The organism is Halopenitus salinus (genome assembly GCF_055397165.1).
Window position 1 is genome coordinate 178,892 of the sequence record NZ_AP043853.1, and the last position, 20,459, is coordinate 199,350.

Sequence of the window (20,459 nt, forward strand, 5' to 3'; positions counted from 1 at the left end):
CGGTTTCGCTCGAACGACCTCGACCGCCGGCGAGCCGTGAAGTGGTCGGGCGTCGGTCACGCCGTCACGGATCGCTCGGTCACGCCGTCACCGACCACTCGGTCGCGAGGAACGACTCTATCCGCTCCGTCGCCCGCTTGAGTTCGCGCATGCTCGTCGCATACGACACGCGGAGGTGTCCCCTGCCGCCCTCGCCGAAGACCGAGCCGGGAACGACGGCGACACCTTCGGCCTCCAGCAGCTCCGCGGCGAACGCCTCATCGTCCCCGCCGCAGTCGGGGAACGCGTAGAAGGCACCCCGCGGCTCGAAGCAGTCCAGGCCCATCTCGCGGAACCGCGAGTGGACGAACCGGCGGCGTCGGTCGTACTCCTCGACCATCTCCTCGACGTCGTCCGCACACGACCGAAGCGCCTCGATCGCGGCGTACTGGGCGGTCGTCGGGGCCGAAAGCATCGTGTACTGGTGGATCCGGTTCATCGCGTCGATCGTCTCGGCGGGCCCCATCGCGTATCCGAGACGGAGCCCCGTCATCGCGTAGGCCTTCGAGAAGCCGTTTATCACGATCGTGCGCTCGCGCATTCCCGGCTGCGTCGCGATCGAGGCGTGCTCGCCCTCGTAGGTGAGGGCAGAGTAGATCTCGTCGGCGATCACCCGGACGTCGTGTTCGCGACAGAACCCGGCGACCTCGGCGAGCTGGGACTCGGTCATGACCGCCCCGGTCGGGTTGTTCGGGTAACACAACACGAGCGCGTCGGCCCGCTCGGCGCCGGCCGCCTCCAGGCGCTCACGGGTGAGCGCGAAGTCGTCGGCCGCCCGCGTCGGGACCGAAAGCGGCTCGCCGCCGGCCAGCTCGATGCCCGGCCCGTAGGAGATGTAGGTCGGATCGTGGACCGCGACGACGTCGCCCGGATCGACGAGCGCGCGGAAGGCCAGATCGACCGCCTCGCTCGCGCCGGTCGTGACGAGGACCGCCTCGTCGGGGTCGTAGACCTGGTCGTACTGGTGGCGGTGGTGCTCTGCGATCCGTTCGCGAAGCTCCCGGAGTCCCCGGTTCGAGGTGTAGGAGGTCCGCCCGCGCTCGAGGGAGTCGATCGCGGCCATGCGGGCCGCCCACGGCGCGGAGAAGTCCGGCTCGCCGACCCCGAGCGAGATGACGTCGTCGCGAGCCTCCGCCAGCTCGAAGAACTCCCGAATTCCGGACTCCGGGAGGTCGATCACGCGGTCGGCGAGCCTCATGGGGACACCGAGAGCCGGTCGTCGTCGTCGCGGTCGCCGAAGCGGATCCCGCCGTCCTTGTAGGTCTCCATGATGTAGTGGGTCACCGTCTGGGTGACCTCCGGGATCGGCGCGACCTGCTCGGAGACGAATCCGGAGACGTCCTGCATCGAGTCGCCGGTCACCTCGACGGCGAAGTCGTAGTTCCCGGAGACGAGATGGAGCGCGTGGACCGCCGGGAACTTCGCTATCCGATCCGCGATCTCCTCGTAGCCCGTCTCCCGGTCGAGCGCGACGTTGAGCTCGACGATCGCGCGAACGCCGCCGTCGTCGATCCGGTCCCAGTCGACGACCGCCTGGTAGCCGTGGACGACCCCGCGCCGCTCGAGGTCCGCGATCGCCTCCTCGACGGCCCCCTCCTCGAGGCCCGTCTGTGCGGCGATGTCGGAGACGTCCTCTCGAGCGTTCGTCGTCAGTACGTCGAGTACCGCCCGCTCGTCGCTCATACGCGGGGAATGTGACCCCGCACTAAAAGGGATAGCGGTGGGCGGCGGCGATCGCCGATTTCGGGTCTCCGACGAGGTCGATTCCGAACCCGATTTCGTTCGTCACGCTTTCCGGGTCCCATCCCGTCTTCCGCCGGCGGCTCGACGCCTACAGCAGGTCGTTCTCGGCGAGCCGCTCGACGGCCTCGCGGAGCCGGGACTCGCTTGCGGCGTAGGAGATGCGCGCGTAGCCCGCCGCGTTGAACGCCGATCCCGGCACGCAGGCGACGTGAGCCTGCTCGATCGCGGCCTCACACCACGCCTGGTCGTCCGCGTCGACCGGGATCATCATGTAGAAGGCGCCGTCGGGGACGGCGACGTCGACGCCGTGCTCCTCGAGCAGATCGACGAGCAGGTCGCGTCGCGACTCGAAGGCGTCGCGCATCTCCGTCACCTCCGTCTCCACGCTTTCGAGCGCCTCGACGCCGGCGTGCTGGACGAAGTTCGTCGCACACGAGACGGAGTGGGAGTGAAGCTTGCCGGCCTGCGAGACGAGCTCCTCGGTCGCGTGCAGGTAGCCGAGCCGCCAGCCGGTCATCGAGTAGGCCTTCGAGAAACCGTTAATCGTGACCGTTCGGTCGGCCATCCCATCGAGGGAGGCAAGCGAGGTCGGCTCGACGCCGTAGGTGATCCGCTCGTAGATCTCGTCTGCGATCACGCTCACGTCGTTCTCGACGGCCAGATCGCGGACGCCCTCCAGGGCCGCCTCCGAGAAGACGGCGCCGGTCGGGTTCGACGGCGAGTTCACGACGAGCAGCTCCGTGTCCGCCGAGACGGCCGCCTCGAGCTCGTCGAGCGCGGGCTCGAGCTGGAAGTCGTGCGGGGCGAGATCGATGCGGGTCAACTCGCCGCCGGCGAGCTTGACCATCGCCTCGTAGGAGACCCAGGCGGGATCGAGAAGCACGACCTCGTCGCCGTCGTCGACGAGCGTCTGGACGGTCTCGTAGAGCGCCTGCTTGGCTCCGGGCGTGACGATCACCTCGTCGGACTCCGCGTCGATCCCGTTCGACCGGAGCCGCTTTGCGATCGCGTCCCGCAGGTCGGGGATCCCGTTCGAGGACGTATAGCCCGTGTGGCCGGCGTCGAGGGCCGCCTTTCCCGCCTCGACGATGGGTTCGGGGGTGTCGAAGTCGGGCTCGCCGACCGAGAGGTCGACGATGTCGGCCCCCTCGGCCTCCTTTTCGGCCGCGAGGTTTGAGATCGCGAGCGTCGCGCTCGGCTCTACGCGCTGGATTCGGTCCGTGAAGTCGTAGGTCATCGTTGTCGTGTCGGTGATGTGACGCGGTGTGGTGGTCTCGGTCGCTGTCGTCGTTTCGGTCGGTCGGTGTCGTCGTCTCGGCCAGTCGATGTGGACGATCGGTTGTCGATGTCGTGTGGGGCCTACCGTTCGTGGGGCCGCGGGAGTTCCGCGAGGAGGTCGATCGCGGCGTGTGTCGCCTCGGCGCCCTTCTCGATCCGCTCGCGGGCCTCCGCGCCGGACATGCCGGGGCCGCTGACCCCGAAGGTCACCGGGGTGTCCCGCTCGAGGCTCACCTCGGTCAGCTTCTCGGCCGCCGCGGCGCCGATTACGCGGTCGTGGTCCGTGTCGCCGGTGACGATCGCGCCGACGACGACGACGGCGTCGACGTCCTCGCGCCGCGCGAGCCGGTCGGCCGCGAGGGGGGCGTCGTAGGCTCCCGGGACGGCGACCTCCCTGGCGATCTCCGCGTCCCGCTCCCCCGCCGCCTCGCGAGCCGCGGCCGCCATCGGCTCGGTCACCGAGTCGTTGAACCGCGCGACGACCAGTCCCAGCGTAACCATGTCCGACGGTTCGTGGCACGGCTCAAAGATGTACCGTTCTGTCGGAGGTCCCCGGCCGTTTTGCCCCCGTCCGATCAGTTCGCGACGGCGGCCAGATCACTTCGCGACGGCTTCACGGAACCGCTCGCGCACCTTCTCGACCTTCGGCTGCGCGTGCATCCGGCAGTAGGCGTCCTGTGGGTTCTTCTCGAAGTAGTTCTGGTGTTTCTCCTCGGCGCGCCAGAAGGTCTCGAGCGGCTCGATCTCGGTGACGACGGGATCGTCGTAGCCTCCCTCCGCCTCCAGCGCCTCGACGTACTCCTCGGCCAGTCGCCGCTGTTCGTCGTCGTGGGTGAGGATTATCGACCGATACTGCGTGCCCACGTCCGGCCCCTGTCGGTTCAGCTGGGTCGGGTCGTGGACGGTGAAGAACACCTCGAGCAGGTCCCCGTATCCGATGGCCTCCGGATCGTACTCGATCTGGACGACCTCCGCGTGACCGGTCGTTCCCGTACAGACCTCCCTGTAGCTCGGGTCCTCGGCCTCGCCGCCGGCGTACCCGGAGGTGACGGACTCGACGCCCGAAAGCTCCTCGAAGGCCGCCTCGACACACCAGAAGCATCCGCCGCCGAAGGTGGCGAGCGCACCCGGTTCGTCCCCGTCGTCCGTCCGCCCCAGCTTCGAGTCGCGTTCCTCGCTCATGGTGGACGGTAGGGTGCCCGAACGTATGAATCCGCGGTGGTTGAACGACTCCCTGGTTGAATGTGCATCGGTCACATCCGCCTCGGCCCAAAGCACTACGGTTGACGATTCCCAACGTGTCAACGTATGCCGAACTGTAGGAACTGCGGCTCGTTCGTCACCGAGCGGTACGTGAGAGTGTTCGCCCCGCCCGGGCTCGAGAACGTCCGCGTCTGTCCCGACTGTGAGGACAAGGTCCGCGACGGAGCGGGAGTCCGGGAGGCGCGTTCCAAACGGGTTTGATCGCCGCCGGAGTCCCGTCTCGGAGAGGCTAAGTGTCCGGCTCGCCGAACGACGTACATGCGCCGCTCCCGTCGCACGTTTCTCTCGGCCGCCGGCGCCGCCACGGCGTTCGGTCTCGCCGGCTGTCTCGGCGGCTCGGACTCCGAGGTCCCCGAGTACGACTGTGACGCCGACCAGCCCGAGGAGACGGTCTCCGAGCTTCCGAGGCCCGCCCTCGGCGATCCGGACGCGGGGATCGTCGTCGCCTCCTTCGAGGACTTCGCGTGTCCCCACTGTGCGAGGTGGAAGACCGAGGAGTTCCCGACGATCAAGGAGGACTACGTCGACGAGGGCATCGTCCGGTACCAACATTGGGACCTGCCGATCCCGGTCGACGAGACCTGGTCGTACGGCGTCGCCAACGCGGCCCGCGGCGTCCAGGACCGCCAGGGCGCGGAGGCGTTCTTCGAGTTCGCGCAGGTCGCCTTCGAACACCACGAGGAGTACTCGTGGGACGTCGTCGGCTACGCCGCCGAGGAGGCCGGCGGCGACCCCTGTGTCGCGATCGCGGACGGGGAGTACGGCACCTACGACGCGGTCCTCCAGTCCGACCGAAACGCCGGCGTCGAACGCGGCGTCGAGGCGACCCCGACGGTCTTCGTCGACGGCGAGGCCGTCTCCGAACCGACCGCGTCGGCCGTCTCAGATGCGATCGACGCCGCGCGCTGACCGCCGGTCCCGCGGATCGCGGCCCGAGAGGGCCCGTCGATGACACACCGATGACACGGATCGTTCCCTCCAGGCCTTCGAACGACTCGTCGATCGCGGTTCGACTCGCGAGCTCCATCGCCGGCGCGCGTTCCGATCGCGGCGACGCCGAGACGGACGGCGATCGGGGGGCGAAAGGAATCGACGCCGAAACGGCCGACCGCGACGGCGCCGCCCGCCGGCGTCTCGCGGGGGTCGTCTGGCTCGTGCTCGTCTCCCAGGTGCTCGTCTACCCGGGCGTCCCGGACATCGTGGTGGCCCTCGGTGCCCCGGCGGGCGTGAGCGCCGGGATGTGGTTCCTCGTCGCCGAGTTCGCCGCCTTCGTCGCCTTCGCCGGTCCGTGGGGCGCCGCGAGCGACGCGCTCGGCCGCCGCGGCCCGCTCGTGGTGACCGGGGCGGTCGGCGGGTCGCTCGCCTACCTGACGCTCGCGGCCGCGCCGCGTCTCGGGTTCGGGTTCTCTGAGGCGCTCGGGGTTCGCGTGGCGGGCGGGGCGCTCACGATCGGCGCCTTCTCGCTCGCCATCACCATGCTCATGGATCTCGGCGGCGGGCACGGCCGGAACATGGGCGCCGCGGGCGTGGCGATCGGTCTCGGCGCGGCGCTCGGCTCCGTGGTCGGCGGCGGCCTGGCGGATCTCGATCCGTTCTACCCGATCTACGCGAGCGCCGGCGTCCTCGCCGCGGCGGGTCTCCTCGCCTCGACGGTGGCGGATCGGACGGTGACACGGCGGATCCAGGCGTCCGAAACGAGGGATGGTGCCTCAAGCCCGGAAACCTCGAGCCCGGAGGTTCCGAACCCGGAGGCTCCGACCCCGGAAACCTCGACCCCGATCGACGAGGATCCCGGATTCCGCGAGGTGTTCGCCCGGATCCGTGCCGTCCCCGCGCTTCTCGTCCCGTTCGCGTTCGGGTTCATCGACCGGCTGACCGCCGGCTTCTTCGCGCTCGTCGGCGTCTACTACTTCCAGGAGGGTGCCTTCTCGCTGTCGGCGTTCGGCGCCGGGGTCACGCTCGCGCTGTTTTTCGTCCCGTTCGCGCTCCTCCAGTATCCGATGGGCGTGCTCTCCGATCGGATCGGCCGGTTCCTCCCCGTCGTGGTCGGTTCCGTCGCCTACGGCTTCGTCATCATCGCGGTCGGGCTCGCGCCGACCTACCCGATCGCGGCCGGCGCGATGGTGCTCGTCGGCGTCTGCGGCGCGCTCGTCGCTCCCGCGACGATGGCGCTCGTCACCGACCTCGTCGGCGTCGACGAGCGCGGCGCGGCGATGGGTCTGTTCAACGTGTTCGGCTCCCTCGGCTTCCTGACCGGCTTCCTCGTCGGCGGCACGGTCACCGAGGGGTTCGACTACCTGACGGCGTTCCTCGTCGTCGGGAGCATGGAGATCGCGATCGCGATCGCGCTGTTCCCCGCGGTGCGACGGATCGCCGCCCGGATCGAGACGCCGGCGCTGTGAGGCGGGTCGCGGGACGGAGTCACATCCGTCACCCCACATCGTTACGTCACGTCCTCACGCCGCCGGCGCGACGAGGTCGACGACCGCCTCGTCGTCGATCACCAGGTTGTACGCCTCCTCGTCGTCGTTCCAGAGGACGAGCGCGTTCTCGAAGGCGCACACCGCGCCGTATCCCGCCTCCGAGAGCGTCCGGTTCAAGGAGGTCTCGCGCGTGCACACCGCGTAGTGGTCGAACGACTGGGAGCCGTCCCCGATCAGGTAGATCGGGTTTCCGCCGTCGGCGAGGTCGTGGCTCAACTTGACCGCGAGGAGGTTCACGCGGTCGGTGACGTGCGCGTCGGTCTCCGACATTCGCATGTGGCGCTGCGAACTCGCGTGGACGTCGACGCGGCGGGTCCCGTCGGTGCGGAGGATCGAGTAGGCGAACTGGACGTCGACGTTCTCGAACTCGCCCGGCTCGTCGGTCGGGCCGCGATCGGCCGCCTCGTCGAGCCGGCGCTGGAACGCGGGCACCTCGAGGTCCGGACGGACGTCGAAGGACCAGCCTCGATCGCTCGCTGTGGCGTCGGGCCACAGACTGAGCGTCGGACTGTAGACGGTGGCCTGCGCGGAGTTCCCGGACGTGGTGACCGCGCGTTCGATCTCTCGAAGCCCGATCGCCGTGTTCCGGTCCGCGGGCGCGAGCGCGATCACGGACCCGTCCGACGCGGTGGACGAAAGCGCCGCATTGACGACCGCGGCCGGGTCGGAAAGCTCCGAGAGGACGTTCCCGAACAGCACCAGATCGAAGGGCTTCCTGGGTGTACCCTCGTCTTGGCCGTCGTTCTCGGACTTGCCTTCGCTGCCGTCCTCGGTCCCGTCTTCGCGGTCGTCCTCCAGGCCGAAGTACGACTCCGCGGTCTCGCGACGGATCGTCGTCCGGAAGTTCCGCTCCGTCTCCGCGAGGAGGTCGGAGAGCACGTCCGCGGCGGCGCTCGGCTCGACGGCGACGTACTCCACGAGCGCGTCGTCGGGGAGGTAATCGTGGAGCCCGAGTGCCGGGCCGCCGACGCCCGCGCCGACGTCGAGCACGCGGAGGCGCCGTCCGAGCAGGCCGTTCGCCGCGAGGTCGTCGAGGACGTAGCCGATCGCGGCGTAGTAGTCCGCGAGGTGGTAGATCGCGTATCCGAGCGCCGCGATCCGGTCGTACTCGACGTGATTCTCGTAGTAGTAATCGCGCTTGAGCCGCCGGATCGCCTCCCGAAGCTCGTCTCCCGACTCCCCGTCGTGCCAGTTCGCGCCGAACTCGCCCACGAGACGGTCCTTGAGGGCGAACGCGTACCGCTCGGGGAGCGCCTCGGGCCCCCACCCCGGCGGCGAGGCCGGGCCGTCCTCGATCGGGACGAACGTCCCGTCCTCGCCCTCGCGAAGCCCGAGGTCGTAGGCCTCCTCGCGAAGGACGCGTTCGACGACCGCCGGGTGGGCTCCGCCCTCGACGTACTCCGAGATCTCGTCCGGATCGATCGGGCGAACCCGCCGGAGGTACCTCGCGGCGTCCCGGACCGCGTCCCTGTCGATCATGGACGCCACCCGTCGGTCGCGTCCATCGTGACGCCTCGAACTCCACGTTCAGTGTCCGTTTTTCTGGTCATGGTGGTCTTCGTGGTCTTCGTTATCTCCGTGGTCCTCGATCGGCGTTCCGCCCCGTCGTCGTGATCGCCTTTCCGCGTTCGACTCGCTCCGTTCATCCGTGTCGCTCGCGTTCGGGTGCGTCGCCGCGGGCTCGTTCGTACAGGTCGGCGAACTCCTCGAAGTCGGCGTCGGCGATATCGGCTGCCGCCCCGGCCACTCCCTCCGCGCCGTCGAAGGCACGTTGGATCTCCGCGTACACCTCTGGAGAGCCCTCCGTGACGGTGTCGGCGAGATCGTCGAGCAGGGCGGAGACCGGCGTGTGGAACTCCTCGCGGACGTCGTCGCCGGCGAGGCGCCACGCGAGGATCGCGGCGTGTGCGCCCGCCTGGACCGTCTCCATCGCGTCGTCGTGTTCGGCCGCCGTGGTCTCGAAGACGTCGTTCCCCCCGGCCTCGATCGCCTCGAGCACGAGATCCACCGTCGGTCCCCCCTCGTCGACGACCGCTGCGACGTTGCCGGGGACGCGCGGCGGGGCGAAAAGCGGGTGCAGGCTGGCGCGCTCGGTCGACGGGTCGAGGTGCTCGCGCATCGCCGCGATCGGCTCGGCCATCGCGCCCGAGACGTCGATCATCGCCTCCTCGACCGTCGGGGCGTACGTCGCGATCGCCCGCTCGACAGCCGAGATGGGGACGGCCAGACAGACGACGTCGAAGGTCGCCTCCGATCCCGCGATCGGCTCCTCGTCCTGCCCCGCGATCGGCCCCTCGTCCCCGACCGAATCCACGATCGCCTCCGGATCCAGCACCCGAGCGTCACGGGCCTTTGCGGCGGAGCGTGCACGCTCCGGATCGAGGTCGGTGAAGGTCACGGAGACGGCCGGATCATCCTCCACGGACGCGACCGTGTCGGCGATCCACCGCCCCATCTCCCCGGCGCCGACGACGAGTAGCTCCATCGGTTGAGTCGGGTTTCGGCGGCGACGCTTAAAGAGGTTCGACTCGAGGGACGGCCGCGACGTCGGGCACCTCGACCGATTCCCACAGACCCTTACGTCCCGATGACGAGGGGGAAGTATGGCCGAGACCGAGACCTACACCGTGACCGGACCCGACGGCGACGAGGACACAGTCGAGCTGCCCGCGGGGCTCGTCGACATGCTCTCCGACCAGGGCGAGCGGCCGACCCGCGTCGTCACCGACATGCTGTTGAACGTGATGGCCCAGCAGGCACACGCCATCACCCACCACTCGCAGGGCGACGTCCCCGAGGACGTCCAGGAGATCAACGACACCGCCGAGGAGCTCTTCGAGGAGCGGTTCGGCGAATCCCTCCAGGACGCGCTGGGTCACTCGCACTGATCGACGGCACGGATCGCCCGCGCCGATCACGGACCCGAACGGCCGCACGGATCCGGCGACCTGCCACCGAACCGCCGAAAACGTTCCACTTTCCGCCTCCCGCCCCGATTTCCGCTCTCCACACCCCCTTTCCGTTTCCTACTCCCCGCTCCCCTCTTTGCGATCCCTCGCGTCTTCCATTGGAGCATCTCGCTCGTCCGACGGGGGCGACGCGACGGAATATTAACACAGACTCCAAAGATACGATTTGTTATTAAAAATCTTGTTCTCAATAATAACATTCATAAGCGAGGACGACTGATCCGTGGGTATGAAACGGACGCGACGCCGACTGCTCTCGGGGACGGCGAGCGTGCTCGCCGCCGGGGCGCTCTCCGGATGCACGGGTCGGCTTCGGGAGATCGCCGGCGAGGAGACGCTCGATGACGGCGGCTATGCGGCCTTCTTCACGCTCTACGACTTCGCGCGCCACGTCGGCGGCGAGGTCTTCCCGGTCGAGAACCCGGTCCCGCCCGGGACGATGGGCCACCGCTACGAGCCCGGCCCGGACCTCCCGACGGAAGTGGCCTCCCACCGGGCGTTCCTCTACATGGACGTGGAGGGATTCCAGCGGTGGGCCCTCGACGCCGCCGAGACCATCGAACGCGACCATCCCGAGGTCGAACTCGTCGACGTCCTCGAGGGCATCGAGCTTCGCGAGTACGAGGACGACCACACACACGAGGACGACAACACACACACGGAGGGCGACGATCACGTGGAGGAGGAGGATCATTCGGACGGCGCTCACGACGACGCGGCGGACCGCCACGGCGACTTCGATCCCCACTACTGGACCGACCCCGTCCTGGCCGCCGAGAGCGTCGAGAACGTCATCGAGGGGCTTCAGGCGGCCGATCCGGACGACGAGGACGTCTACGCCGAAAACGGACAGGCCTACCTCGACCGGCTCGACGAGTTGCATCGGACCTTCGAGGAGGGGCTCGCGGACCGCGAGCGCGATACCGTCGTGGTCGCCAGCCACGACTCCTACCAGTATCTCGCGGAGCGCTACGGATTGCAGATTCACTCCCCGCAGGGCGTCTCGCCGCACGCACAGCCGACCCAAGAGGAGATACAGGAGACGGTCGGCGTCGTCGACCGGAACGATATCGACGTGATCCTCGTCGATCACTTCGGGTCGGCCGATCTGGCGAACGCCATCATTGGCGACTCGAACGCCTCGGAGATCCGCCGCATCTCCCCGGCGGAGGGGACGACGGCCGAGTGGAACGACCGGGGCTGGGGCTACATCGAACAGATGGAAAGGATAAACCTCCCGGCGCTGCAAGCCGCGCTCGGGATCAACGCGTGAACGCCGTCGTGTCCGTCCGGGACGTCACCTACACATACGGCGACACCGTCGCCGTAGACGACGTCTCGATCGACGTCGCGGACGGCGAGTTTCTCGGGCTCATCGGCCCGAACGGCTCCGGCAAGACGACCCTCCTCCACCTCATGTTGGGCCTGCTCGAGCCGGACTCGGGCGAGATCCGGCTGTTCGGCGAGCCCGTCTCCTCGTTCGAGGACGGCCACCGGATCGGCTACGTCGCCCAGCAGGCGACCCAGAAGGGCTCGACGATGCCGGTCACCGTCGAGGAGGTCGTCGAGATGGGTCGGTACCCACACCGCGGCTCGGGACGGCTTCGATCGGACGACCGGCGAATAATCGAGGAGGCCATGGAGCGCGTGGACGTGCTCGACCTCCGAGACCGGCGCATCAACGCCCTCTCCGGCGGCCAGCGCCAGCGGGCCTACATCGCCAGGGCGCTCGCCTCGGAGGCCGATCTCCTCGCCCTCGACGAGCCGACCGTCGGCGTCGACGCCGAATCGCGCGACCGGTTTTACGGGCTCCTCGAGGAGCTCAACGAGGAGGGGATCGCGATCGTCCTGATCGAACACGACATCGGGGTCGTCACCGACCGCGCCGAGCGGATCGCCTGTCTCAACCGCGAGCTGTACCACCACGGCGACACGGAGTCGTTCGTCGAGAGCGACGCGCTGGAGCGCGCCTACGGCGCGACCGGCACGGTCGTCCACCACCACCACTGAGGCGAGCGGAACGGATTCACCATGCGCCACGACACTACCCGATTTCGGTTGCTCCGCGGACTCATCGCGGTCGTCGCGGTCCTGATCGCGTTCCTGCTCGCGTTCATGGTGAGCGACGCTCTCGGCACGCTCGGGCTCTCCGGCGGCGGGTTCGCGGCGTTCGTCGTGCTCGCGGGTCGCGCGTTCGGCGCCGTCACCGGCCTGGAGCTGTTCGCGTTCCGGTTCGTCTGGTACTCGCTCGTCACGGGTGCGCTCATCGGCGTCGTCGGGCCGCTCGTCGGGATGTACATCGTCCACCGCGAGATGGCGCTCATCGGCGAGACCCTGGCTCATACGGCCTTCGCGGGGGTCGCGGTCGGGCTGCTCGTCGCGAGCGCCACCGACTGGTCGGCCCCGCTTTTGCTCTCGGCGCTCGTCGCCGCCGTCCTCGGCGCGCTCGCCGTCGAGTGGCTGGCCGAACACGCCGCCGCCTACGGCGACGTGCCCATCGCGATAATGCTCACCGGATCGTTCGCGCTCGGCACCATCGTCATCTCGTGGGGCGGCGGCTTCTCCGGGTTGAACATCGACTCGTTCCTCTTCGGCAACATCTCGTTCGTCCCCGTCGGCGGCGCCTGGCTGATGGTCGCCATCTCGGCGTTCGTGATCGCGACCGTCGCGAGCCGGTACAAACAGCTGTTGTACGTCACCTTCGACGAACAGGCGGCCCGCGTGGCCCGCCTCGACGTCTCCGCGTACAACACGTTGATCATCGTCCTCACGGCGCTCGTCGTCGTCGGATCCATGCAGGTGCTCGGCGTGATCCTCGTCGCCGCGATGCTCGTCGTTCCCACGGCGGCCGCCTCGCAGGTCGCCTCGAGCTTCCGTGAGGCGCTCTACCTGGCCGTCGTTATCGGGGAGATATCCGTGATAACGGGGTTGCTCGTCGGCTACGCCACCGGGCTTCCGGCCGGCGGCACGATCGTGTTGATCGCGATCGCGTGGTACGTCCTCGCCGTGCTCACAGAGGAGCGCGGGTTCCCCTCCTCGGGCGCGACGTCGCGGTGATCGAGGCGTCGTTCCGGCGTTCCCTCGCCGCCCCTCTCCCCCACCCTTTTAGGTCGTCTCCGACGTAGGTGGTCCAATGAGTCGGAAGCCGACCGTCGCCGAGTACATGACGCGCGAGGTGAAGACGGTCTCGCCCGACGACACGATCGGCGAGGTGGCCCAGCGCGTCGTCGACAACGAGGGCCACAACGGCTTTCCGGTCACGAACGGCCGGACCGTCGAGGGCTTCGTCTCCGCTCGCGACCTGCTCCTGGCCGACGAGGAGGCCCAGATATTCACGGTGATGAGCAACGACCTGATCGTCGCCCATCCGGACATGGCGATCAACGACGTCGCCCGTGTGATCCTCCGATCCGGGATCCAGAAGCTGCCGGTCGTCAACGACGCGGGGAACCTCGTCGGGATCATCTCGAACACCGACGTCGTCCGGTCACAGATCGAACGCGCCACGCCCGGAAAGGTCGGCAAGCTGATGCGCACCCTCGAGCAGATCCACGGGATCGACCTCGAGGAGGACCGCCGAACGGTTCGCCTCGACCGGCTCACCCCGACCCAGGAACGCGTCTACGCCGACGAGCTCGAGGGACGCAAGTACGAACTCGAGAACGGGCTCGCCGAACCCCTCGTCGTGATCGACAACGACGGCGAGCTGTTCCTCGCCGACGGCCACCACCGCGTGATGGCGGCCCAGGACCTGGGGCTCGAGGAGATGGATGCCTACGTCGTCGTCCTCTCCGAGCGCGTCGAGTTGGGAATGGCTCGGACCGCCAGCGAGGCCGGCCTGGAGTCGCTCTCGGACGTCGAGGTCGTCGATTACGCCCGCCACCCGCTCGTCGAGACGACGAAGCGACTGCAGTGATTCCCGACACAGAGACTGACTCAGACCCCGAACGAGTCGGGGATCGCCGCCTCCGCATCGACCTCCCGGGCGACGTCCGCGAGCAGTTCGAGGGTCTCCTCGTGGAACGGAATTCCCTCCGCCAGCCGTTTCTCCCTCGTCTCGTGTTCGGGCTCGCCCGGGATGCGCGCGCGGTCGCCCTTCGCGGACGGGCCCATCGGCACCGCGTCCGGTCCCTCGGCGTCGCGGATCATCCCCGCGAGCGCCTCGACGCGCTCGCGGTTCGCCGCCTCGTTCGAGAACCCGTCCGGGTCGGCGAAGACGAACATCGCGCCGTTGTTCACCCACTCGCCGCCGCCCTGGCCCGTCACCGGGTGATCGCCGACGATTCCGGCGAACAGCTCCGCGATCATGGCGAGGCCGAACCCCTTGTGTCCGCTGGTGAGCCCCCCGAGCGGCATCAACGCGCCGCGTCCGGCCTCCTCGTACTCGTCGGAGTCGGTGACGATCTCGCCCGCCTCGTCGACGACCCACCCTTCCGGAAGCGGTCGATTCTCGACGGCCCGCTTCGTCACCTTCCCGTGGGCGACCTGGCTCGTCGCCATGTCGAGGACGATCGGATGGGGGAGCGCGCCGAACGAGGGGACGCCGAACGCCAGCGGGTTCGTCGAGAAGAGCCGGTCGGCGCTCCCCGGCGGCGTGACGAGCGGGTCGGTTCCGCCGGTGTTGACGAACGCGGCGAAACAGCGTCCGGCCTCGGCGGCTCGTTCGGCCCACTCGCCGATTCGACCGAGGTGGGAGGCGTCCCGGACGCCGACCATCGCGACGTCACGGTCCTCCGTGAGTTCGATCCCGGCCTCGACCGCACGTCGACCGACGACCTGGCCGTACTGCCCGTTCCCGTCGACCTGGGCGGTCACCCCGCTCAACGGCTCGAGTTCCGGCGTCGCGCGGGGGTGGATCTCCCCGGTCTCGATCATCTCGAGATAGCTCGTCCCCATCCGGATCGAGCCGTGTGACCCGTGTCCTCGGAGGTCCGCCTCGACCAACGACTCCGCCACCGTCTCCGCGACGTCCTCGGAGGCGTCGAGTCCCGACACCAGCTCCGCCACGAACGGCCGCAGATCGGATGCGTGGATCCGTCTCATGGCTCACCGTCTCAAACCACGGCGAGTTAAAACCCGACCTTTCCGGAGATCATCCCTCGGCGACGGCCCGAAGCGCGTCCTCGTCGTAGGTGCCGTCCGCCAGGACCGTCCGTCCGTCGAGTTCGATCGTCGGTCGCGTGAGGACGGCGTCGACGTGGATCCCGCTTTTGACGGTGCCGCCGATGCTCGTGTTGTCGCCGAGGGCGACGTCGAGGACGCCGAGGCGCTTTTTGCACTCCGCGAGGTTGGGTGTGAGCCGCGCCGCCGGGTTCGTTCCCGGAGCGAACTCCGCGAGGTTGCGAGCGCCGTCGTCGGCGCCGTCGAGCGTCTCGCGGAGCGTCGCGGCCGACGACCCGCCGCGAACCTCGACGACGCGACCCGCCTCCAGGTCCAGTTCGACGGGTTCGTCGACCATTCCGATGCCGTCCACCGCGTGATCGACGACGATGCGTCCCTCGGCGCTCCCCTCGACGGGAGAGGAAACGGCGAGCCCGGGCGGGAGGTTCGAGAACCCGTAGTCGTGGAAGAACCCGTCCAACGGGAACGACGGACGGCCGTCGAGGCTCATCCGGGCGTCCGTTCCCTCCGGGGAGGTGACTCGGGCGTCCGAGGCGGCCGCGAGCGCGTCGCAGACGAGCCCGGTCGTCTCCCGAACGGCGTCGAAGTCCGCCGTCATCGCCCCCTCGACGAGCATCTCGGGGGTGACCCCCCTGAGGATCGCGACGCGGGCGCCGTTCGCGACGGCCTCCTTTCGTGCCGCGGTATGGGCCAGCGAGTGCTCGGTGACGACGAAGACGACGTCGGCGGCCGTCATCGCGGCGGCGACGCTGGCGACCGGTTCCGACCCGTGCCCGTCGAGCCGTGGAGCGATCGCCAGCGTGCCGTCCGCGTCCGCCGCTCGTGCGGCTCGGGTGAGCGCTCGTCCCAGCTCGACGGTCCCGGGATCGGCGACGACCACGGCCTCCTCGTCCGGGGTCAGTTCGCCCATCCGTTCGACGACGCGACGTGTCACCTCGGCGTACTCGAGTTCGCGCATACGTTCCCCTCCGTCTCCGGCCTCATAAGCTCGCCTCCGTCGGATCGGCGTCCACCGCTCGCGGTGTCGGGGGATCGCCACCCAAAGCGTTTTGTCGCCGGTTCATGAGTCGACCACCATGTCACTCGACAACGCGGTCTGTGAACGGTTGGAGTCTGGTGGAACGGCCCTCGGCGCCCGCACCCACTCGATGTCGCCGATCCTGATCGAGGAGTACGGCCGGCTCGGCTACGACTTCGTCTGGGTCGATCTCGAACACGCCGGGGCGAGCCCCTACGACGCGACGGCGCTCGATCCGCTCGTCCGCGCGGCCGAGGCGGCGGACGTCGAACTCCTCGTGCGGGTTCCCCACGCCGACCCGCCGCTCGTCCACAAGGTGTTGAGCGCCGGCGTCACGAGCCTCCTCGTCCCCCAGATCGATGACGCCGCCGAGGTCCGACGCGCCGTGCGGGCGGCCCGGTTCGAGTACGACGGTGAACCGGGGAACCGTGGATTCGGCGGCGGCCGTCCCGCGGCGTGGGGCGCGGACGCGGAACGGTTCACGGAGCGAGCCGACGAGACGGTCCTCGTCGGCGCGATGATCGAGACGGCGGCCGCCGTCGAGAACCTCGAGGAGATCCTCGCCGTTCCCGACCTCGGGTTCGCCTTCGTCGGTCCGACCGACCTCTCGATCTCGATGGGGTATCCACAGGAGACGGACCACCCCGAGGTGACCGCCGCGATCGACCGCGTCGAGGAGGCGTGTCTCGACGCCGGAGTACCTCTCGGCGCGCCCCGTCACGGCGTCGACGACGCCGAGAACGCGCTCGAGGACGGGTATCGGATCCTCCGCGTCGGAGACGAGATCGGCGCGGTGCGGGACGTGCTCGGCGCTCGTCTCGACGCGCTTCGGTGATCCCTCGACGTACTTCCGTGATCGAGTCACCGGTATTCGACCACAACGTGGCTTCGTGTGGTACCTATTTACGCGCGACCCACGTTGCCTACCCGCATGCGTATCACGGACGTGCGTGCGATGCCGGTTTCCGATCCCGTTCCGGAGGAGAAGCGCCACCGGACGGATCTCGGGACCAAGGTGAAGACCGACGCAACTCTCGTGTTCGTCGAGGCCGAGGACGGAACCACGGGGGTCGGAGCCGCGCTCGGCTCCCCGCCGACGATCGCCAGCATCGTCGAACACGAGCTTGCGCCGCAATTGCTCGATGCGGATCCCCTCTACACCGAACGCCTCTGGGAGCGGATGTACGCCGGATCGCGGTGGAAGCCGTCGCTCGAACGCGGCTACTCACAGCCGCGGGAGGACCGACGGGGGATCACGCTCGAGGCCATCTCGGGGATCGACATCGCGCTTTGGGACCTGAAGGGAAAACTCCTCGATCAGCCGGTCTACACGCTCCTCGGCCCCGTTCGTGACGACGTGCAGGCGTACGCGAGCGGCGGCTGGGCGCCCGGCGAACGGGCCGAAACGGAGATGCGCGGCTACGCCGAACGGGGGTTCGACGCCGTGAAGATGCGCGTCGTCGGGGAGGACGACTTCTCCATCGAGAACGCCGTGATCCGCGTCGAGGCGGCGCGTCGCGGCATCGGAGACGACGTCGACCTCATGGTCGATGCCCACGGGTCGCTCGACGTCTCGACCGCCAAACGGCTCGCAAAGCGCCTCGAGCCCTACGACATCGAGTGGTTCGAGGAGCCGGTCTCGCCGGACGATCACGCCGGCCTGGCCGAGGTGCGACGGTCCACGACCATCCCGATCGCGACCGGCGAGCGCGAGTTCACCCGCTTCGACTTCCTGAGCCTCATGGAGGAACGCGCGATGGACGTCGTCCAGCCGGACGTCGCGCGAGCCGGGGGGTTCACGGAGATCCGCCGAATCGCCGCGATGGCGTCGGCCCGCGGACTCCGGATCGCGCCCCACGCGTGGGGAAGCGGCGTCCTCTTCGCGGCGAGCATCCACCTCGCGATGGCGCTTCCCAACTGCCACCTCCTCGAGGTGAGCCAGGCGCACATGCCGCTCATGTACGACCTCTTCGAGGAGGACTACGAGATCCGCGACGGACGCGTGTACGCGCCGGATCGACCGGGGCTCGGGTTCACGCTCAGGGACGACTACGCCGATCGATTCGAGTACGTCGAGGGACCGGAGTACGTCTTCTGAGGGACGAACTACGCCTTTTCCGGCGGATTCAGCCGATGTGCCGGATCGGGATTTCTACCGAACCGCGAGAATTGACGAACGTCCTACATAACTGCTTTACCCGCGAGATCCGACGATGGGGTATGTCACTCGTCGGCATCATTCCCCCGCTCGTGACCCCGATCGAGGCGGACGGGGAAGCGATCGACGCCGAGGCGCTTTCCGCGTACGTCGAGTCCCTCGATCCACACGTTCACGGCCTCTTCCCGTGCGGCTCGACCGGTGAGTTTCCGAGCCTCACCCGCGAACAGCGTCGGACCGTCGTGGAGATCGTCTCCGACGCGTCGGCGGACGACACGCCGATCCTCGCCGGCTGTGGCGGGACGAGCGTGGGCGGAGTGATCGACCACGTTCGCGACGCGGCCGACGCGGGCGCGGACGCCGCCGTCGTCGTGACGCCGTACTACTTCTCCGGGTCGAAACGGGGTCTCCGGTCCTTCTTCGAGGGCGTCGCGGACGAGGCTCCGTTGCCGATCGTCCTCTACAACATCCCGGCGTACACCGGCCGGACGCTGCCGGTCGAACTCGTCTCCGAACTGGCCGAGCACCGAACCGTGGCCGGGATCAAGGACTCGAGCGGCGATCTCGGCTACCACCATCGGGTGCTCGCGTCGACCCCGTCCTCCTTCGCCGTCCTCCAGGGAACCTCCCACCTCGCGGCGGCCGCCCTCGATCTCGGCTGTGACGGCGTGACTCCCGGAGTGGCGAACGTCTTTCCCGAGGAGATGGTCCGGATCTACGATCGCCACCGCGCCGGCGAACGCGAGGACGCCCTCGAGCTGATGGAACGGTTCGTGCACCCCCTCACGGACGCCATCAGTACGATGCCGACGGCCCCCGCCTTCAAACGCCTGCTCGCGCTCGCCGGCCACGACGTCGGGCCGCCGCTTCCGCCGCTGTCCCCGCTCTCCCGCGACGACGCGGCGACCCTGGAACGGGAGTACGAGGCCATCGTCGAGACGATGTAGGCGACCCCGCGAGCCGTACTCCCGGTGACGGGATCGAGCGTCGGGACGGGCGGTTCGAAGTCCGGGCGTCCGTCGCCCCCGATCGAGCGGTGACCCCCACTGCCCTTTACCTTCCCGAAAGAATATTAGGATCTCGTCTGTTGGGGTAGCCGTGACAGACGCCGACGACAGCGAAGACACGCGTATCTCACAGAGCGGCGGCGTTCCGTGGCGGGACCTGCACGTGAGCGAGACCCACCGGCCGCCGGAGCGGGACGTCGAGATCACCGGGATCCGGTCGATGGCGGTCGCGGGGAACTTCACCTGGGGGATCGTCAGGATCGACACGAACACGGATCACTACGGGATCGGCGAGACTCACCGCGCGCCTCGGGGATTGCTCGAGTTCGCGGAGGGACTCGAACACGACCTCGTCGGCGAGAACCCGCTCGACGTCGACCGGCTCACGGAGCTTTTCAACCAGTCGTACACCAACTGCGGACGGATCGGTCAGGGCGCCTGGACCGGGATCGAGATGGCGCTTTGGGACCTCAAGGGGAAGCTGCTCGACGTCCCGGTCTACGAGCTCCTCGGCGGGAAGTATCGCGACCGCGTGCGAATATACAACGACACGCACGCGGGCGAGGGGCTCGGAAAGGCGGAGGCCGGATCCGGGGACCCTCGCGAGATATACACGCCGGAGTCGTACGCCCGCGCCGCCCGCGAGGTCGTCGAGGAGGGCTTCGAGGCGCTGAAGTTCGACCTCGACGTCTACACCGACCCGACCGTCGACACCGCGGCGCGGCGGCTCGACAACGAGGCGATCGCGCACAAGGTCTCGCTCGTCGAGGCGGTCCGCGAGGAGATCGGCTACGACGTGGACCTCGGCGTGGATCTCCACTGGAACTTCACCGTCGAGACCGCCGTGCGGCTCGCCCGCAAGCTGGAGCCGTACGACCTCGCGTGGATCGAGGACCCGGTTCATCCGGAAAAGCTGGAGGCGCAACGCCAGGTCCGCGAACGCACTACCACGCCCATCCTCACCGGCGAGCAGATCCACGGCACCGGCGACTTCAAGGCCCTGCTCGACGAGGAGCTGCTCGACATCGCGGCCCCCGACGTGACCCACTGCGGCGGGCTCCGCGTCATGCGCGAGGTCGCCACCCTCTGTGACCTCCACGGCGTTCCGGTCGCGCCGCACAACGTCTCCAGCCCGCTCGGCACCGTCGCCGGCGCCCACGTCGCCGCGTCGATCCCGAACCACCTCTGCATGGAGTACCACGCCCGTGAGATCCCCTGGTGGGACGACATGGTCGACCGAACCGGCGGCAGCGGCCCGATCCTGGAGGACGGATACGTCGACCTCCCGGAGGGTCCCGGCCTGGGCGTCGAACTGGACCCCGAGGTCGTCGAGCGACACCTCGTCGAGGGACACGAGTCGATCGTGTAAACTACCCCACC

Annotated in this window: 21 protein-coding genes; 12 read left to right on the forward strand and 9 right to left on the reverse strand. The window is 68.8% G+C overall.

Annotation, left to right across the window (positions count from 1 at the left end; genetic code table 11):
- Positions 1–79: 79 nt before the first annotated feature.
- The 5 genes from ACZ5YD_RS02595 to msrA all read right to left on the reverse strand — a co-directional run bounded on the left by ACZ5YD_RS02595 (position 80) and on the right by msrA (position 4,242).
- Positions 80–1,237 carry a pyridoxal phosphate-dependent aminotransferase gene (locus ACZ5YD_RS02595; protein ID WP_379746410.1) on the reverse strand — a complete coding sequence of 386 codons (1,158 nt, stop codon included), beginning with the start codon at positions 1,235–1,237 and terminating at the stop codon, positions 80–82.
- Complete coding sequence (locus ACZ5YD_RS02600; protein ID WP_379746407.1) at positions 1,234–1,722, reverse strand: Lrp/AsnC family transcriptional regulator; 489 nt, start codon at positions 1,720–1,722, stop codon at positions 1,234–1,236. Before ACZ5YD_RS02600 ends, ACZ5YD_RS02595 begins: the two co-directional genes overlap by 4 nt.
- Before the next feature lie 148 nt (positions 1,723–1,870).
- Positions 1,871–3,019 carry a pyridoxal phosphate-dependent aminotransferase gene (locus tag ACZ5YD_RS02605; protein WP_379746404.1) on the reverse strand — a complete coding sequence of 383 codons (1,149 nt, stop codon included), beginning with the start codon at positions 3,017–3,019 and terminating at the stop codon, positions 1,871–1,873.
- Between the two features lie 122 nt (positions 3,020–3,141).
- Positions 3,142–3,561 carry a 6,7-dimethyl-8-ribityllumazine synthase gene (gene ribH / locus ACZ5YD_RS02610; protein WP_379746401.1) on the reverse strand — a complete coding sequence of 140 codons (420 nt, stop codon included), beginning with the start codon at positions 3,559–3,561 and terminating at the stop codon, positions 3,142–3,144.
- 96 nt (positions 3,562–3,657) lie between these two features.
- On the reverse strand, positions 3,658–4,242 hold the full coding sequence (gene msrA / locus ACZ5YD_RS02615; RefSeq protein WP_379746398.1) for a peptide-methionine (S)-S-oxide reductase MsrA: 585 nt from the start codon (positions 4,240–4,242) through the stop codon (positions 3,658–3,660).
- Between the two features lie 126 nt (positions 4,243–4,368).
- Between msrA and ACZ5YD_RS02620 the strand changes: the two genes are divergently transcribed.
- From ACZ5YD_RS02620 to ACZ5YD_RS02630, 3 genes are read left to right on the forward strand one after another with little or no spacing between them, the layout of a single operon-like run.
- Entirely contained in the window at positions 4,369–4,524 is a 156-nt protein-coding gene (locus ACZ5YD_RS02620) for a DUF7563 family protein (protein WP_379746395.1), read from the forward strand.
- A gap of 57 nt (positions 4,525–4,581) precedes the next feature.
- Positions 4,582–5,232 carry a thioredoxin domain-containing protein gene (locus ACZ5YD_RS02625; RefSeq protein WP_379746392.1) on the forward strand — a complete coding sequence of 217 codons (651 nt, stop codon included), beginning with the start codon at positions 4,582–4,584 and terminating at the stop codon, positions 5,230–5,232.
- Positions 5,233–5,282: 50 nt separating this feature from the next.
- Positions 5,283–6,725 (forward strand): MFS transporter, encoded by a 1,443-nt coding sequence (locus tag ACZ5YD_RS02630; protein ID WP_379746389.1) that lies wholly within the window; start codon positions 5,283–5,285, stop codon positions 6,723–6,725.
- Positions 6,726–6,779: 54 nt separating this feature from the next.
- On the opposite strand, the gene ACZ5YD_RS02635 is transcribed toward ACZ5YD_RS02630, so the two are convergent.
- Together ACZ5YD_RS02635 and ACZ5YD_RS02640 are read right to left on the reverse strand one after the other, a co-directional pair.
- Entirely contained in the window at positions 6,780–8,285 is a 1,506-nt protein-coding gene (locus tag ACZ5YD_RS02635; RefSeq protein ID WP_379746387.1) for a small ribosomal subunit Rsm22 family protein, read from the reverse strand.
- A 163-nt stretch (positions 8,286–8,448) separates the two neighbouring features.
- On the reverse strand, positions 8,449–9,291 hold the full coding sequence (locus ACZ5YD_RS02640; RefSeq protein ID WP_379746384.1) for a prephenate dehydrogenase/arogenate dehydrogenase family protein: 843 nt from the start codon (positions 9,289–9,291) through the stop codon (positions 8,449–8,451).
- Between the two features lie 118 nt (positions 9,292–9,409).
- Between ACZ5YD_RS02640 and ACZ5YD_RS02645 the strand changes: the two genes are divergently transcribed.
- From ACZ5YD_RS02645 to ACZ5YD_RS02665, 5 genes are all read left to right on the forward strand, one after another.
- The gene (locus ACZ5YD_RS02645) at positions 9,410–9,694 is read left to right on the forward strand and encodes a DUF7545 family protein (protein WP_379746382.1); all 285 of its coding nucleotides are present in this window, start codon (positions 9,410–9,412) and stop codon (positions 9,692–9,694) included.
- Between the two features lie 310 nt (positions 9,695–10,004).
- On the forward strand, positions 10,005–11,048 hold the full coding sequence (locus tag ACZ5YD_RS02650; protein WP_379746379.1) for a metal ABC transporter substrate-binding protein: 1,044 nt from the start codon (positions 10,005–10,007) through the stop codon (positions 11,046–11,048).
- Complete coding sequence (locus ACZ5YD_RS02655; RefSeq protein WP_379746376.1) at positions 11,045–11,785, forward strand: metal ABC transporter ATP-binding protein; 741 nt, start codon at positions 11,045–11,047, stop codon at positions 11,783–11,785. Before ACZ5YD_RS02650 ends, ACZ5YD_RS02655 begins: the two co-directional genes overlap by 4 nt.
- Positions 11,786–11,806: 21 nt before the next feature.
- Positions 11,807–12,832 (forward strand): metal ABC transporter permease, encoded by a 1,026-nt coding sequence (locus tag ACZ5YD_RS02660; RefSeq protein WP_379746373.1) that lies wholly within the window; start codon positions 11,807–11,809, stop codon positions 12,830–12,832.
- 76 nt (positions 12,833–12,908) lie between these two features.
- Complete coding sequence (locus tag ACZ5YD_RS02665; RefSeq protein ID WP_379746370.1) at positions 12,909–13,691, forward strand: CBS pair associated ParBc domain-containing protein; 783 nt, start codon at positions 12,909–12,911, stop codon at positions 13,689–13,691.
- A 20-nt stretch (positions 13,692–13,711) separates the two neighbouring features.
- Here the strand turns inward: ACZ5YD_RS02665 and ACZ5YD_RS02670 are convergent, their stop codons facing one another.
- Together ACZ5YD_RS02670 and ACZ5YD_RS02675 are read right to left on the reverse strand one after the other, a co-directional pair.
- Positions 13,712–14,818 carry an Ldh family oxidoreductase gene (locus tag ACZ5YD_RS02670; protein WP_379746367.1) on the reverse strand — a complete coding sequence of 369 codons (1,107 nt, stop codon included), beginning with the start codon at positions 14,816–14,818 and terminating at the stop codon, positions 13,712–13,714.
- A 49-nt stretch (positions 14,819–14,867) separates the two neighbouring features.
- Positions 14,868–15,854 carry an aminopeptidase gene (locus ACZ5YD_RS02675; RefSeq protein WP_379746364.1) on the reverse strand — a complete coding sequence of 329 codons (987 nt, stop codon included), beginning with the start codon at positions 15,852–15,854 and terminating at the stop codon, positions 14,868–14,870.
- Positions 15,855–15,972: 118 nt separating this feature from the next.
- Here ACZ5YD_RS02675 and ACZ5YD_RS02680 point away from each other — a divergent pair, with 118 nt between their 5' ends.
- The 4 genes from ACZ5YD_RS02680 (at position 15,973) to ACZ5YD_RS02695 (ending at position 20,448) form a co-directional block, all read left to right on the forward strand.
- The gene (locus tag ACZ5YD_RS02680) at positions 15,973–16,749 is read left to right on the forward strand and encodes an HpcH/HpaI aldolase family protein (protein WP_379746362.1); all 777 of its coding nucleotides are present in this window, start codon (positions 15,973–15,975) and stop codon (positions 16,747–16,749) included.
- A gap of 96 nt (positions 16,750–16,845) precedes the next feature.
- Positions 16,846–18,012 carry a mandelate racemase/muconate lactonizing enzyme family protein gene (locus tag ACZ5YD_RS02685; RefSeq protein WP_379746359.1) on the forward strand — a complete coding sequence of 389 codons (1,167 nt, stop codon included), beginning with the start codon at positions 16,846–16,848 and terminating at the stop codon, positions 18,010–18,012.
- A gap of 122 nt (positions 18,013–18,134) precedes the next feature.
- On the forward strand, positions 18,135–19,019 hold the full coding sequence (locus ACZ5YD_RS02690) for a dihydrodipicolinate synthase family protein (RefSeq protein ID WP_379746356.1): 885 nt from the start codon (positions 18,135–18,137) through the stop codon (positions 19,017–19,019).
- Positions 19,020–19,170: 151 nt separating this feature from the next.
- Complete coding sequence (locus ACZ5YD_RS02695) at positions 19,171–20,448, forward strand: mandelate racemase/muconate lactonizing enzyme family protein (RefSeq protein ID WP_379746353.1); 1,278 nt, start codon at positions 19,171–19,173, stop codon at positions 20,446–20,448.
- Positions 20,449–20,459 lie beyond the last annotated feature (11 nt).

Coding starts and splice junctions, on each gene's coding strand:
- ACZ5YD_RS02645 (WP_379746382.1), top strand. CDS start 9,410: ATGGCCGAGACCGAGACCTACACCGTGACCGGACCCGACGGCGACGAG.
- ACZ5YD_RS02635 (WP_379746387.1), bottom strand. CDS start 8,285: ATGATCGACAGGGACGCGGTCCGGGACGCCGCGAGGTACCTCCGGCGG.
- ACZ5YD_RS02675 (WP_379746364.1), bottom strand. CDS start 15,854: ATGCGCGAACTCGAGTACGCCGAGGTGACACGTCGCGTCGTCGAACGG.
- ACZ5YD_RS02595 (WP_379746410.1), bottom strand. CDS start 1,237: ATGAGGCTCGCCGACCGCGTGATCGACCTCCCGGAGTCCGGAATTCGG.
- ribH (WP_379746401.1), bottom strand. CDS start 3,561: ATGGTTACGCTGGGACTGGTCGTCGCGCGGTTCAACGACTCGGTGACC.
- ACZ5YD_RS02685 (WP_379746359.1), top strand. CDS start 16,846: ATGCGTATCACGGACGTGCGTGCGATGCCGGTTTCCGATCCCGTTCCG.
- ACZ5YD_RS02650 (WP_379746379.1), top strand. CDS start 10,005: ATGAAACGGACGCGACGCCGACTGCTCTCGGGGACGGCGAGCGTGCTC.
- ACZ5YD_RS02625 (WP_379746392.1), top strand. CDS start 4,582: ATGCGCCGCTCCCGTCGCACGTTTCTCTCGGCCGCCGGCGCCGCCACG.
- msrA (WP_379746398.1), bottom strand. CDS start 4,242: ATGAGCGAGGAACGCGACTCGAAGCTGGGGCGGACGGACGACGGGGAC.
- ACZ5YD_RS02680 (WP_379746362.1), top strand. CDS start 15,973: ATGTCACTCGACAACGCGGTCTGTGAACGGTTGGAGTCTGGTGGAACG.
- ACZ5YD_RS02660 (WP_379746373.1), top strand. CDS start 11,807: ATGCGCCACGACACTACCCGATTTCGGTTGCTCCGCGGACTCATCGCG.
- ACZ5YD_RS02640 (WP_379746384.1), bottom strand. CDS start 9,291: ATGGAGCTACTCGTCGTCGGCGCCGGGGAGATGGGGCGGTGGATCGCC.
- ACZ5YD_RS02670 (WP_379746367.1), bottom strand. CDS start 14,818: ATGAGACGGATCCACGCATCCGATCTGCGGCCGTTCGTGGCGGAGCTG.
- ACZ5YD_RS02630 (WP_379746389.1), top strand. CDS start 5,283: ATGACACGGATCGTTCCCTCCAGGCCTTCGAACGACTCGTCGATCGCG.
- ACZ5YD_RS02620 (WP_379746395.1), top strand. CDS start 4,369: ATGCCGAACTGTAGGAACTGCGGCTCGTTCGTCACCGAGCGGTACGTG.
- ACZ5YD_RS02600 (WP_379746407.1), bottom strand. CDS start 1,722: ATGAGCGACGAGCGGGCGGTACTCGACGTACTGACGACGAACGCTCGA.
- ACZ5YD_RS02690 (WP_379746356.1), top strand. CDS start 18,135: ATGTCACTCGTCGGCATCATTCCCCCGCTCGTGACCCCGATCGAGGCG.
- ACZ5YD_RS02665 (WP_379746370.1), top strand. CDS start 12,909: ATGAGTCGGAAGCCGACCGTCGCCGAGTACATGACGCGCGAGGTGAAG.
- ACZ5YD_RS02605 (WP_379746404.1), bottom strand. CDS start 3,019: ATGACCTACGACTTCACGGACCGAATCCAGCGCGTAGAGCCGAGCGCG.